The sequence below is a fragment of the Alphaproteobacteria bacterium genome, assembly GCA_033762625.1.
Lineage (GTDB): Bacteria > Pseudomonadota > Alphaproteobacteria > UBA9219 > RGZA01 > RGZA01.
Window position 1 is genome coordinate 17,999 of sequence record JANRLI010000004.1, and the last position, 13,590, is coordinate 31,588.

Below are 13,590 nucleotides of genomic sequence, written 5' to 3' on the forward strand. Positions count from 1 at the left end.
TAGCTATTCGAAGGGGCTAAATAAAAGTCGTTTCTAACTCTATAGAGACACACTAAAAAACTTTTATTCAGCGAAACACGTCAGCCGCATGGTATTCCAAATCAAATGAAACGCATTGGTCATCAGCCTTTGTGGAGTAGTTAAAGAGAACAGTTCTAACCAATACCTGTTTTCTGATAAGGATCAAGCAGACTAAGAGCATTTGGTGGATGCCTTGGCAAAAAGAGGCGATGAAGGACGTAATACGCTGCGATAAGCTTCGGGGAGGTGCGAATATCCCTTGATCCGAAGATTTCCGAATGGGGCAACCCCGCCGTAAGGCGATCTCTACCTGAATACATAGGGTAGCGAAGCGAACCTGGTGAACTGAAACATCTAAGTAACCAGAGGAAAGGACATCAACCGAGACTCCGCTAGTAGTGGCGAGCGAACGCGGAACAGGCCATTTGAATGGCAATATAAAGCAGAACAACCTGGAAAGGTTGACCATAGTGGGTGATAGTCCCGTAGGCATCGATATATTGTTATTTGACCGAGTAAGGCGGAACACGAGAAATTCTGTCTGAACATGGGGGGACCACCCTCCAAGCCTAAGTACTCCTTTTTGACCGATAGTGAACAAGTACCGTGAGGGAAAGGTAAAAAGAACCCCGACGAGGGGAGTGAAAAAGAATCTGAAACCGAATGCTTACAAGCAGTTCAAGCACCGCAAGGTGTGAGAGCGTACCTTTTGTATAATGGGTCAGCGAGTTAATTTGTGCAGCAAGCTTAAGCCGATAGGCGAAGGCGAAGGGAAACCGAGTCTGAATAGGGCGTCTTAGTTGCACGTATTAGACCCGAAACCTGATGATCTAGCCATGGCCAGATTGAAAGTTGGGTAACACCAGCTGGAGGATCGAACTAGTGACTGTTGAAAAAGTCTTGGATGAGCTGTGGCTAGGGGTGAAAGGCCAATCAAATCAGGAAATAGCTGGTTCTCCGCGAAATCTATTTAGGTAGAGCCTCGACGTTTAAGTTCTGGGGGTAAAGCACTGGAAGGGCTAGGGGGAAGCAATTCTTACCAAACCCTACCAAACTCTGAATACCGGAATGTACATGTCAGGAGGCAGCCCATGGGTGCTAAGGTCCGTGGGCGAGAGGGACACAGCCCAGACCATCAACTAAGGTCCCCAAATAATGACTAAGTTTGAAAGGATGTGGGAAGGCCATAACAGCCAGGAGGTTGGCTTAGAAGCAGCCATCCTTTAAAGAAAGCGTAACAGCTCACTGGTCTAAATAAGCCGGCCTGCGCCGAAAATGTAACGGGGATTAAGTCATTTACCGAAGTTATGGATTTCATACGCAAGTATGGAGTGGTAGCGGAGCGTTGTATAAGCCTGTGAAGGGATCGGGTTACCGGTCCTGGAGGTATTACAAGTGAGAATGCTGACATAAGTAGCGATAAAGAGTGTGAGAGACACTCTCGCCGTAAGTCCAAGGGTTCCTGCGCAAGGTTAATCCACGCAGGGTGAGCCGGAGCCTAAGACGAGGCCGAAAGGCGTAGTCGATGGTAATACGTTTAATATTACGTAGCCTGTTGGTAGTGACGGCGTTGCCGGGTTGTTCCTTCTTATCGGATTGAAGGGGCAGTAAAGCAACGTCCAGGAAATAACTCCAACTTATAGTCCGTACCCTAAACCGACACAGGTGGACGAGTTGAATATACTCAGGCGCTTGAGAGAATGGTTTTGAAGGAACTCTGCAAATTACCCTCGTAACTTCGGGATAAGAGGGCCCCGCTTAAGCGCAAGCTCTGGCGGGGGGCACATAAATGGGGGTGGCGACTGTTTAACTAAAACACAGGGCTCTGCGAAGTCTGCTATGACGACGTATAGGGTCTGACGCCTGCCCGGTGCTGGAAGGTTAAGGAGAGAAGTGCAAGCTTTGAACCGAAGCCCCAGTAAACGGCGGCCGTAACTATAACGGTCCTAAGGTAGCGAAATTCCTTGTCGGGTAAGTTCCGACCTGCACGAATGGCGTAACGATCTCCCCACTGTCTCCAGAACCAACTCAGCGAAATTGAATTCTCCGTGAAGATGCGGAGTTCCCGCGGTTAGACGGAAAGACCCTATGAACCTTTACTGTAGCTTTGCAGTGGTATGAGGGATTGTATGTGTAGCATAGGTGGGACCCTTTGAAGTTCTGGCGCCAGCCGGGATGGAGGGGTTAGTGAAATACCACCCTTACGATCTTTCATATCTAACCTAGCCTTCAAAACGAGGGCAGGGACCCTGCATGGTGGCAGTTTGACTGGGGCGGTCGCCTCCCAAAGATTAACGGAGGCGCGCGATGGTGGGCTCAAGCTGGTCGGAAATCAGCTGTCGAGTGCAATGGCATAAGCCCGCCTGACTGTGAGTCGTACATGACGAACAGAGACGAAAGTCGGCCATAGTGATCCGGTGGCTTCCATGTGGAAGGGCCATCGCTCAACGGATAAAAGGTACTCTAGGGATAACAGGCTGATGACGCCCAAGCGTCCATAGCGACGGCGTCGTTTGGCACCTCGATGTCGGCTCATCACATCCTGGGGCTGGAGAAGGTCCCAAGGGTTCGGCTGTTCGCCGATTAAAGTGGTACGTGAGCTGGGTTCAAAACGTCGTGAGACAGTTTGGTCCCTATCTGCCGTGGGTGTAGGAATGTTGAGAGGAGCTGTCCCTAGTACGAGAGGACCGGGATGGACGTACCTCTGGTGGACCGGTTGTCGCGCCAGCGGCATAGCCGGGTAGCTAAGTACGGACGAGATAAACGCTGAAAGCATCTAAGCGTGAAACTTACCTCGAAACAAGCATTCCCCGAGAGCCGTGATAGACCATCACGTTGATAGGCCGGATGTGGAAGGGCGGTGACGCCTGCAGCTTACCGGTACTAATAGCTCAATAGGCTTGATCCTTATTTGAAGCCAAACAGCAGTTGCCAGTCTCTGGCCCCTGCTCTGGTTTTCTGACCGACTTTCATTTTTTCGATCATGCGTCTCGATGATCTGGTGGTTTTAGCGGAGGATCTGCACCCGATCCCATCCCGAACTCGGACGTGAAAGCCTCCAGCGCTGATGGTACTGTGACTTAAGTCCCGGGAGAGTAAGTCGCCGCCAGGTCTTCGAGACGCATGATACGAAACGATCACAACTTTCTTGCCTGTTCTCTCTTTTTCATCCCCCAAAGCCTTACAACCACTACTTGAATTTATGGGCTATGGCCCCATATTTCTCACATGATCACACTCTATCCCTATGCATCCTTGGGCCACGCGGATCATGGCTGGCTCGATGCCCGTCACCATTTCAGTTTTGCTGATTACCGCAATCCCGACCGGGTGCAATTCGGCCCGCTGCGTGTCATCAATGACGACATCATTGCCGCTGGAACGGGCTTCGGCGAGCATCCGCATGACAATATGGAAATCATCACCTATGTCCGCGAGGGTGCGATCACGCACAAGGACAGCCTCGGCAATACAGGCCGCACCGCTGCAGGCGATGTTCAGGTCATGAGCGCCGGAACAGGCGTACGCCATGCCGAATTCAATCTTGAGAATGGTCCGACGCGGCTTTACCAGATTTGGATCAAGCCCCAGGCGCGCGATGTTGCGCCCCGCTGGGATGCGCGCGAGTTCCCCAAGGAGCCCGTGACAGGCGCCCTGCCCCTGCTCGTCTCCGGCCGCGCCAGGGATAAAGACAAAGGCGCGCTGTTCATTCATCAGGACGCGGCGATTTACGGCGGTAAGGTGAATGTGGGCGACGTGATCAATCAACCTGTGGGAGCCAAAGCCTATATCCTGGCTTCGGAAGGCCAGTTCAGCGTCAATGGCACGGATATGAACCCGGGCGACGGTGCGGAAGTGATGGGGCAACAAGTGTTGAACATCACCGCCACAACGGATGCCGAAATCCTGGTTATCGATTTGCCGGATTAACCCAAAATATTTTTGGGATCACCAAGAAGCATTTGTGGTCTGGGTCGCGTGCCTTGCGGACAGAAAGGTTGCAGGGCGCTCGGCATTTCCTTACGCACAAAAGGCGAGCCTTTCGTGCGAGTCCGATAACGTCCATCGCAATACAGTCCATCGATACAAGGCTCAACTTCGCTATCGACAATCACCAAGTCAGTTCGTGCATCTGGTGATGTTTCCTCCGCCTTCTTTTTGACTTTTGGCTTATCTGCTCCTTGCTCAATTTCAGCAAAGATTCTCTCCACAGTGATTGGCGTCGCAGTTATACGTTGCCATTGCTCTTCGATAAGTGCGTGCTTCGCTTGTTGCGCAGCAGCGTCATTTTCTTTTTGTCGTTGCTTAAGTGGCTGGCCAATTTCTTTTACGGCAGCACGCAAGGCCATATGCAAAGGGATGTCACTGTCTTCTGGCAACCCAAGAATACCGCGCACGAATTCTTGTGTTCTTTGTTTTAAGGCTCCCTCATAGGTCGCCAAATCACTCCTACCCCCCTGTTCAGCGATCATTTTGTCAAAAGAAGGAAAAGAATTGGTTCGATCTATAATGCGTCCTGTCAACGTATGATCGGCTAGCGTAACAACACGAATAAGGAACCCGGCTTCATCAATTTTATTTAGCACCAGATCGCTTACAGCATCACGCAATCCGCTTCGCAAAATATTTGGGTCATCTTTCTTAATATAGCCAGATGAATCCTCTACACTGTGCCCTTCGTCTAGATAATCGAACCCGCCGGATGGCACAAGAACTGCGCCGCGCTCTTCGGCATAACGCGCAGCGTTCATAGCCGCAGCAATTTGCTCGCTTGGTTCAAGAACTGGTTCAACGAGATAGTAAAGTCTCCACAAATCATCCAGATCGAGTTTGGCAAACAATGTAACCCTGCCTTCTGAAGGAAATACCATTCCTCGATATCCACGAACCCCCTCGTAACCTTCTCCAGAAGGAGTCCATTCAGGAGAATTATAAGGATAGGGATAAGTGCCTAAAACTTCGACAGCTTTGCGCACAACACTAGCAAGTAACTCCAAATCAACCTGCTCTTTAGGCACAAACTCAATACTGTAGGTCGTTATGCGGCCAACTGTTGTGCCGTATATTCCTCTTTCATGAGGCTCAACAGTACCATCCTCATCCAGTTCGATAAGGGCTGTTCCCGTGGGGGTAATATAAGCCTTAGAACATAAAGTACGGCCTGGATATTCAATGGGCGGAAGAAATTCGACAGCCTCGCCTTCTTTAATACTACTGCTGTGCTCATAAGAAACACCGAAAACGCCTAGAAGACCATCGATACTTTCATCCAGAGGCGTACGCTGTGCCATATAAGCTTCACGAGCGCGAAGCTTAGCAAAATGATGCGCTAATTCTCCTTTGATTTTTTCTTCGGTTTCAGGCTCAAAAATCCCCAAAGTAGATGCGCTGTCGCGCCGTTTTGCTTCGCACTGCTTTCTCTCTTTTTCAACACCTTGCTTAAAGGCAATCAGCGGATGCTCATCATCTTCGCGAAAGCTAAACTCAAACCGGGAACGCGGAGGGTTAAGCATGATTTCGGCAATCGCAACAGATGCCTGCCATGAATTAAAATCACCGCTTTCGAGCCTTTCTCTGACGGCAACAATATTGGGAAGAATTTTACGTTCATAGCGGGAAGCATCAAGTGTTTCTGGCCGCATAACAGCCTTGATATTGTTCACTGCGTCTTCTAAAGGAAAAACTTCTGATTTTGGACCGTCGCGCACCACGCTGTACTGAATGATAAAACCAATTCGCCCTCCTACGATGTAGGCCGTTTCAAGCAGCACATCCCATGGCTCGATTTCCTGCCTCTGCCATCGATCCAGAAGACCGAGAAGCTCAGCAGATTGCCGCTGTTCAATTTCATCCGGTGTGCAGTAAAGATTTTTTTCTACACGTTCGTCGTATTTATTTTTTCTAAAAAGTGCCATAAGAAAACCCCGAAAATATATAGTCGCACGCAGTCTAATCTGCGGTCTGGTACATTGAAAGTTCTTATTTGAATTCTCAATTGGGTCATTTGTAAGGATTAATTATTGCGTTAACCATATCACAGAACTAAAACCCCAGCACAAAGTTCACGCCCGCGAAGCGATCGGGTCCGGTGTGCTGGGTTTCAAATTCGGGCGTGCGTTGAATAGCCGTAAAATCGACCCGCGCCCTCTGCCCCCAGAAAATCGATGCACCCGCCATGAAGTCCGCCACCAGAAGGCTGCGGTCCACGCTCTGGCTCGGCCGGAAACTGTTGCCATCGAGGAAAATATTGCGCTCAACCAGGCGGCCTTGCGTGCCCACAAAAATATACCAGCCGAACGGGCCATTCAGCCGATCCGCATTGAACCAGCCTGTACCTGACAAAGCCGGGCGGATGCGGCTGGGGCCGTAATCTGCACCAAGATTTTTACCGATGCGCAGCAGCCCGCCGACTTCCTGATAGGTGAAGATATTACCGAGGCTGCCGCCCACTTCCGGGATGACATCGATTGCCAGATGGCTGGAGACGGGATGCTCAAAACGCCATTTGCGCTCATAGCTCAGCACAAGGCCGGGTTCGTTATGAATCTGGTTCGTCCAGCCGCGCGCGGGCGCGACGCCGATCAACTGATGCCAGTCATTCTGCATGACACTTCCCAGCGCCATAGGTCCCGCCACGCCCAGCTGCACCTCCATATTTTCCAAGGTGGTGTAGGTGGATTGTTCCGTTTCCTGTAAAAGGCTGACGCCCGTGTAGAGCCACGCGCCATAGGGGCGATCATCCGGTTGCGGCGTCGCCAATTGCGTGTCCGAGGGCGTGAAAAGGCTCTGCCCTAAAATCGTCCATTCATATCTGCGCTTGAATGTATCGCCCCCAAAGACAGGCAGATTATGCGACAGCCATGTGTAAGGCCCATTCCCGACATTGCTGGATTCGACAGGCGTAGTCAGCCACGACGCACGAAAGCCTTGCGTATAATGCTTGTCCCCTGCCGCAAGGAATTTGTCGTTTTCTTCGGTGACTGTCAGACGGCCCAGTTCTTCAGCGCGCACTTCCCACCCCGCCATCAGCATAAAACCGATGACGGCGACGACGCGTAGGATTGATAGTGTGGAACTGCGCTTCAAGAAAAACTTAAGCCACCTGGCTGCGGAGCATCCAGATTGTTTTGTCGTGGTCGCGCAGACGTTCGATCATGACGTCTTCGGTTGCGTCATCATCCATATCATCGGCGACTTCGATGGCTTCCTCGATGCAGGTGCGCAGCTGTTCATGCGAGCGCAGCAAATCCTTGATCATCGCCGCGGCCGACAGGCTGTCACCTGATGCTTCCTTGATCGGTGAATTTTTCAGGAAAGTGGCCATGCCGCCCGGTGCGGGATATTCCAGGGCACGAATACGCTCGGCAACCGTGTCGGCGGCTTCCAGCAATGCTTTGTATTGCTCATCCAGCATAGCGTGCAACTGCGGAAACAAAGGGCCCGTCACATTCCAGTGATAGCCATGCGTTTTGACCGCGAGCACATAGGTGCCGCTGAGAACATCGATCAGATGTTCAATCATTTGCGCATTGGATTTGGAGCTGGATGATTTCGCCATAGGAACCTCCCTGTTTCAGAACTGCCCCATATATGGGATGGAAATGTGGAAAAAGAAAGGCTTTGGTTTGATTTAAGATTCAAGAGCATATTCCCCAATTGAACGGAATAGTCCCCCTCCCGCTTGCAGGAGGGGTTAGGGGAGGGCTGATGAAGATTAAGCCCCTCCAGCAAAAACTAAGCGTTACTGCGTAACGCAGAGTTTTTGCGTCCTCCCCGCAAGCGGGGAGAAGGTTTATTGTTTAACGGGCACGCGGATGCGCGGCTTTATAGGTTTTTGATAATTGCTGCGCATCCACCTGCGTGTAGAGTTGGGTCGTGGAAAGCGAGGCATGGCCCAGCAATTCCTGCAAACTGCGCAAATCGGCACCCGAGGCCAGCAGATGCGTCGCAAAGCTGTGGCGCAAGGCATGGGGCGTTACGCTATCCGGCAAATTCAACTGCCGCCGAAGCTGGCGTAAATGCCGCTGCGCCACGGCAGGGTTCAGCTTTTCACCGCGTGCGCCGACGAACAAAGGTTCTTTGGGCTCAGAGGGATAAGGACAGACTTTCAGATAGCGGTCGAGGCTTTCCCGCACAATCGGCAGCATAGGCACATTACGCTGCTTGTTGCCTTTACCCGTGACGGTCAAGCGGTCTTTTTGCCCGAGATCGGCATATTTAAGTGCCAACGCCTCGCCGATACGCAGCCCAGCGCCATAAAGCAGGGTGAACAGCGCCTCATCGCGCAAGCCGATCCAGTTTTCTTCCGACACATTCTTGGCCAGTGTGACGATGTCCTGCGCATCCACCTCCGATACCGGGCGCGGCAGGCGGCGGGCTGCCTTGGGCAGTTTCAGGATTTCGATGGCGCTGTTATGCATCTGGCCTGAGCGGTCGAGCCAACGGAAAAAGTTCCGCACGCCCGCCACGGCCCTCGCGCGCGAGGCGGCCTGCCGATTTTCCGTGGCGTTATGCGCCAGCCAGCTGCGAAAATCGCCGAGCGTCAACGCCGCCAGCATGGCTATATTCACCTGCCGTGCGCGGTGGCGGTTGAGAAAGCGGAACAGATTATTGAGATCAAGCTGATAGGATTCAAGCGTATGCGCCGAAGCGCGTTTTTCGTATTTTAGCCAACTTTGCCATTTCGCCATAGCGTCAATGACGTCATCGGCGAGAGGCAAAGTGCCTATATCCAGATCACCCATTTGCGTAAGGCTTCGCTACGCGCAGAAAAACTTTGGGGTCTTTGCTGTATCTTGAAATAATGTCTTCGATGACACCTTGATTATGAAGTTCAATCGTTGCGCTGTCGAGCATTTCACGCAGAGCATTTTCACGAATTTCTACACACAAAGATGTTGGGAAGAATTCAAATGGTACATCCTGCGCACGGCGCAGCGTATTGGGATTAGACTTCATAAAATCATCAGCAATCGATGGTTCGTTAAAGACGATATCGGCTTTGCGCGTGGCAACATTCATATATATGTCGGTGATTTGGCCAAGCTGAGGAATCGAAACAGGGGTTGCTTTTGGAAAATGCAATTTGGCAATCATATCCGACATTTCACCATCCATTGTGGATATGCGGACATCCGGCTGGTTAATCAGCGATAAATCCTTATCAAAGCGGTGATCATCAGCCCTGACGTAGGGATAAACAGCGCTATAGAAAATTGGCGATGTATAACCGATATAACGCCCCCTTTCCGCATTCCGCCATACGCCCGCACAAAAGGCGTCAATGCGATGGCTTTGTAGGCTTTCAATAAAACTTCCCCAGCCTGTATTTTCTGTCCATTCAAGTTTTAATTTCAACCTGTCGGCAATAGCCTGGGTGGCATCGACAAGTATTCCTGAGACCTCGTCCGTTGTCGGATCTTTTTTGAAAACGTAAGGCGGCCAATCGGCATAGCCACACCGCAAAGTTTTGGTTCTGAGAACGCGCTCATAGGCGCTTTCTTGTTTGGATTGACCAATCTCTTGGCGGTGATACCAGGACACAACACCGACCGAAGCTATAACGCTCAGGACAACGGCAAAAAGAACCTGCCCGAACTTCATATCCCCTCCGGTCTATCCACGGCCCGTCTTCAGCGCCTGCACGCCTTCGGGCAGGATTTTCTGGCCGGTTTTGGCCCAGTCGGCAACGAATTGTGCAAGGCCCTTGTCCGTCAGCGGATGCGAGAATAACTGGCGGATAACATTCGGCGGGATGGTGGCAACATGCGCGCCAAGCTTCGCCGCGTCGACGACATGCATCGGGTGCCGCACGGAAGCGACCAGAACTTCGGTCTTGAAATTGGGATAGGCACGATAGATTTCGCAAATATCCGCGATCAGCTGCATGCCATTTTCGCCGATATCATCCAGACGGCCGACAAACGGTGACACAAAGGTTGCGCCTGCCTTGGCTGCCAAAATGGCCTGCGCCGCCGAGAAGCAGAGGGTCACATTGACCATCGTGCCTTGCTGGGACAGGGTTTTGCAGACCTTGAGGCCCGCGGGGGTCAGCGGCACCTTGACCGCGATATTCTTGGCGATCTTGGCGAGATACAGGCCCTCGGCCAGCATCGGCTCAAACTCCGTCGCGGCCACTTCGGCGCTGACGGGACCGGATACAACCGCGCAGATTTCCTTAATTAGATCGACAAAATTGCTGTGGCCCGACTTGGCGACCAGCGACGGGTTGGTGGTGACCCCATCCAGAAGGCCCGTTGCGGCAAGGTCTTTAATCTCGTTCAGATCGGCGGTATCAACAAAGAACTTCACGTTAAAATCTCCTGTCTGGCGTGAATCGTATTTCCGGGCTTCATTGTAGCTGATGACATCTTCTCCCGCCACCCTCCGTGTTTTGCTGCCTCTGCCGCTGGCGGATGCCTATGATTACCTGCCTTTGGCAGGTCAGGCGACGGAACCCGGAACTGTCGTTGAAGTACCTTTGGGCCAGCGGCAAATGCTGGGTGTGGTCTGGGGCCCCGGTGAAGGCGGCGTGCCGGAACATAAATTGAAAAGCATTCTGGGCACCTCCAGCCTGCCGCCAATACCGGAAGCCAGCCGCAATTTTGTTGATTGGGTTTCGCAATATACGCTGACACCCTCAGGCGCAGTCCTGAAAATGCTGTTCGGCAGCATGCGCATGATCCAGCCGAAAAAGAACGATGATTATTCCAGCCCCCTGCCCGACCCGGGTCATCACCAGCCTAAACTGACGCCGGATCAAAAAAAAGCGGCAGATGTTTTGATTGAAAAGGTCAAGGCGCAGGAATATTCTGTGACACTTCTGGATGGCGTCACGGGTTCAGGCAAAACAGAAACCTTCTGCGAGGCAATCGCCGAATGTTTACGTCAAGGCAAACAGGCGCTTGTGCTGTTGCCTGAAATTGCCATGACGGCGGCGCTTATCGACCGTTTTGCGGAACGTTTCGGTGTACCGCCTGTGCAATGGCATTCCGAACTCACGCAGAAGCAGCGCCGTCTGAACTGGCACGCAATCGCGCGTGGCGAAGCAAAGTTTATCCTTGGCGCACGTTCGGCGCTGTTCCTGCCCTACCCTGATCTTGGCTTGATTGTTGTCGATGAAGAACATGAAGCCGCCTACAAGCAAGAGGAAGGCGTCATCTATCATGGCCGTGATATGGCCGTGGTGCGTGCGCATCTGGGAAATATTCCGATCATCCTCTCATCCGCTACACCGTCACTGGAAACCATGTTCAATGTACAGCAGAAAAAATACGACCATGTCGTGTTGCACGAACGTTTCGGCAAGGCGGCGATGCCAAAAATCGAACTCGTCGATCTGCGCCAGCATAAATTATCGGCACAGCAGTTTATCAGTCCGCCTTTGTTCGAGGCGCTACAACAAACGATTGAAGAGAAGCATCAGGCGATGCTGTTTCTCAATCGGCGGGGCTATGCACCGCTGACGCTCTGCCGCGCCTGCGGCCATCGGCTGCAATGTCCGAACTGCACCAGCTGGATGATCGAGCATAAGCAATCCGGCAAGCTGCTTTGCCACCATTGCGACCATGCCATGCGCCTGCCGGAGAAATGTCCGTCCTGCAGCGCCGAAGGACGTTTTGCCGCCTGCGGTCCCGGCGTGGAGCGTGTTGCGGAGGAAATCAAGGTGAGCCTGCCGAAAGCGCGCTTCGCCATCATGGCCAGCGATACGCTGAGTGGCCCAAAAGAAGCACAGGCGCTGGTCAACCAGATGGCCAACCGCGAACTTGACCTTCTGATCGGCACGCAGATCATGGCGAAAGGCTATCACTTTCCACGCCTGACACTTGTGGGCGTGGTGGATGCTGATCTCGGCCTTGCGGGTGGCGATCCGCGGGCGGCAGAAAGAACTTTCCAGCTCCTGCAACAGGTTTCAGGCCGCAGCGGTCGCGGTGATGAGCCGGGGCGCGTCTTGTTGCAAACGACGGCACCAGAGCATCCGGTGATGAAAGCCCTACTGAAAGGCGACCGCGATGAATTTATGGCGACCGAACTGAAAGAGCGTGAAACCTATCGCCTGCCGCCTGTATGGCGATTGGCGAGCGTTACGGTTTCGGGCGCGAATATCCGGGAAGTTATCCAACTGGCGGAAGAGCTGGCCACAAAAGCACCACAGAATGAAAAACTGCGTGTTCTCGGCCCCGCTCCCGCCCCCTTCGCTATGTTGCGTGGACGTTACCGTCATCGGCTGATGGTACAGGCGCCGCGCACGGTGAATCTTTCGCGCGTTCTGCGCGAATGGCTTGGCAGAGTCAAGCCGCCAAGGTCCTTACGGATTTTGGTGGATGTTGACCCCTACAGTTTCCTTTAAAAAAGCCGTTTTATGTGGTTTAATTGCTGCGGGAGATAAAACTTATGAACACACCACGCTTTCACGGCTCGATTACCGCACTGATTACGCCTTTTGTTGATGGCAAAGTTGACGAAAAAAACTTCCAGAAACTTGTACAATGGCAGATTGATCAAGGCACGCATGGGCTGGTGCCATGCGGTACTACGGGTGAATCGCCTACCCTGACACATGAAGAAAATCACCGCGTTACGGAACTCTGCATCGAAGTCGCCAAGGGTAAGGTTCCGGTTATTGCCGGATGTGGTTCCAACTCCACGGCTGAAGCCATCAGCCTGACCAGGCATGCCGAAAAAGCAGGCGCGGATGCCGCGCTGCATGTCGTGCCCTATTACAACAAGCCGACTCAGGAAGGCATGTATGCGCATTACAAGGCGATCCATGACGCCACTAACTTGCCGATTTTCATTTACAATATTCCCGGCCGCAGCGTTGTGAATATGAGTGTCGAAACGATGGCGCGGCTTGCCGAACTGCCGCGCATTATCGGCACGAAGGACAGCAGCGGGGATATCACACGCCCTTCCCGCATCCGCGCCTTATGCAAAAATGAATTCCGGCAATTGACGGGCGACGACCCCTTCACCCTGCCCTTCCTCGCGATGGGCGGACATGGCTGCATCTCGGTGACGTCCAACGTCGCGCCCGCACTCTGCGCTCAGCTGTATAACGCGTGGAGCAAAGGTGACCTGGCGACGGCAGAAAAGATCAACGACAGGCTGATGCCGCTGCATGACGCGCTGTTCTATGAAACTTCGCCCGGCCCGGTGAAATATGCCGCCGCCCTGCTCGGCTTGTGCCGTTATGAATTCCGCTTGCCTATGGTGCCCATCGCCAAAGGCAGCGAACGGCGCGTCGAGGCAGCTTTGCAGAAACTCGGGTTGCTGGCGGCGGATGCGGTGATCAAGCCAGCGGTGGGGGCTTAAGGTTCAATTATCAGTGAAAAGCATAAGGTAAACAGGGTTTAACGGCGGCGTAGACTTGAGCAGCCATAGCCCTTATCGCCTTCGCCTGCTCTCCAGACTCATCTTCTTTATATGAATTCGGCTCCCCCTGAACAAATGTTATGGCTGTGTTCGAGCCATGAGTGACCACAGCCGTTTCTCTTTTTTGTATATTACCACGAGTTAACTGAATGCCTGTTATAGAGAAAGCAAGAGAAACAAGATTCTCTTCCACAA

General features: G+C 52.6%; 10 protein-coding genes and 2 rRNA genes. 5 read left to right on the forward strand and 7 right to left on the reverse strand.

Going from position 1 to position 13,590, the window contains the following annotated elements; translation table 11 throughout:
• Positions 1–181: 181 nt before the first annotated feature.
• From SFW65_02120 to SFW65_02130, 3 genes are all read left to right on the forward strand, one after another.
• Positions 182–2,929: ribosomal RNA gene (locus SFW65_02120) — 23S ribosomal RNA — on the forward strand.
• Positions 2,930–3,018: 89 nt separating this feature from the next.
• Positions 3,019–3,133, forward strand: a 5S ribosomal RNA gene (rrf, locus tag SFW65_02125).
• Between the two features lie 116 nt (positions 3,134–3,249).
• A complete protein-coding gene (locus tag SFW65_02130; GenBank protein MDX1921910.1) occupies positions 3,250–3,951 on the forward strand; it encodes a pirin family protein in 702 nt (233 codons plus the stop codon).
• Here the strand turns inward: SFW65_02130 and SFW65_02135 are convergent.
• From SFW65_02135 to fsa, 6 genes are all read right to left on the reverse strand, one after another.
• Positions 3,948–5,936, reverse strand: coding sequence for a hypothetical protein (locus tag SFW65_02135; GenBank protein MDX1921911.1), 1,989 nt, complete (start codon positions 5,934–5,936; stop codon positions 3,948–3,950). The genes SFW65_02130 and SFW65_02135 overlap by 4 nt on opposite strands.
• Before the next feature lie 127 nt (positions 5,937–6,063).
• On the reverse strand, positions 6,064–7,107 hold the full coding sequence (locus SFW65_02140) for a lipid A deacylase LpxR family protein (GenBank protein ID MDX1921912.1): 1,044 nt from the start codon (positions 7,105–7,107) through the stop codon (positions 6,064–6,066).
• 7 nt (positions 7,108–7,114) lie between these two features.
• Positions 7,115–7,579, reverse strand: a complete 465-nt coding sequence (locus SFW65_02145) for a DNA starvation/stationary phase protection protein (GenBank protein MDX1921913.1) — start codon at positions 7,577–7,579, stop codon at positions 7,115–7,117.
• Positions 7,580–7,820: 241 nt separating this feature from the next.
• A complete protein-coding gene (locus SFW65_02150; protein MDX1921914.1) occupies positions 7,821–8,765 on the reverse strand; it encodes a tyrosine recombinase XerC in 945 nt (314 codons plus the stop codon).
• Positions 8,758–9,624, reverse strand: coding sequence for a transporter substrate-binding domain-containing protein (locus SFW65_02155; protein ID MDX1921915.1), 867 nt, complete (start codon positions 9,622–9,624; stop codon positions 8,758–8,760). Before SFW65_02155 ends, SFW65_02150 begins: the two co-directional genes overlap by 8 nt.
• Positions 9,625–9,636: 12 nt before the next feature.
• On the reverse strand, positions 9,637–10,332 hold the full coding sequence (gene fsa / locus SFW65_02160) for a fructose-6-phosphate aldolase (GenBank protein ID MDX1921916.1): 696 nt from the start codon (positions 10,330–10,332) through the stop codon (positions 9,637–9,639).
• Positions 10,333–10,384: 52 nt separating this feature from the next.
• Here fsa and priA point away from each other — a divergent pair, with 52 nt between their 5' ends.
• Together priA and dapA are read left to right on the forward strand one after the other, a co-directional pair.
• Positions 10,385–12,370 (forward strand): primosomal protein N', encoded by a 1,986-nt coding sequence (gene priA / locus SFW65_02165; GenBank protein ID MDX1921917.1) that lies wholly within the window; start codon positions 10,385–10,387, stop codon positions 12,368–12,370.
• A gap of 44 nt (positions 12,371–12,414) precedes the next feature.
• Positions 12,415–13,335 (forward strand): 4-hydroxy-tetrahydrodipicolinate synthase, encoded by a 921-nt coding sequence (gene dapA, locus SFW65_02170; GenBank protein ID MDX1921918.1) that lies wholly within the window; start codon positions 12,415–12,417, stop codon positions 13,333–13,335.
• A gap of 10 nt (positions 13,336–13,345) precedes the next feature.
• Here dapA and SFW65_02175 read toward each other — a convergent pair.
• Positions 13,346–13,590: hypothetical protein (locus SFW65_02175; protein ID MDX1921919.1), on the reverse strand; the 245-nt coding region annotated here is incomplete at its 5' end.

What these genes read in the sequence shown, in the direction of transcription:
- SFW65_02130 (MDX1921910.1), top strand. Translation starts at nt 3,250, where the DNA reads ATGATCACACTCTATCCCTATGCATCCTTGGGCCACGCGGATCATGGC.
- SFW65_02135 (MDX1921911.1), bottom strand. Translation starts at nt 5,936, where the DNA reads ATGGCACTTTTTAGAAAAAATAAATACGACGAACGTGTAGAAAAAAAT.
- SFW65_02145 (MDX1921913.1), bottom strand. Translation starts at nt 7,579, where the DNA reads ATGGCGAAATCATCCAGCTCCAAATCCAATGCGCAAATGATTGAACAT.
- SFW65_02150 (MDX1921914.1), bottom strand. Translation starts at nt 8,765, where the DNA reads ATGGGTGATCTGGATATAGGCACTTTGCCTCTCGCCGATGACGTCATT.
- SFW65_02155 (MDX1921915.1), bottom strand. Translation starts at nt 9,624, where the DNA reads ATGAAGTTCGGGCAGGTTCTTTTTGCCGTTGTCCTGAGCGTTATAGCT.
- priA (MDX1921917.1), top strand. Translation starts at nt 10,385, where the DNA reads ATGACATCTTCTCCCGCCACCCTCCGTGTTTTGCTGCCTCTGCCGCTG.
- dapA (MDX1921918.1), top strand. Translation starts at nt 12,415, where the DNA reads ATGAACACACCACGCTTTCACGGCTCGATTACCGCACTGATTACGCCT.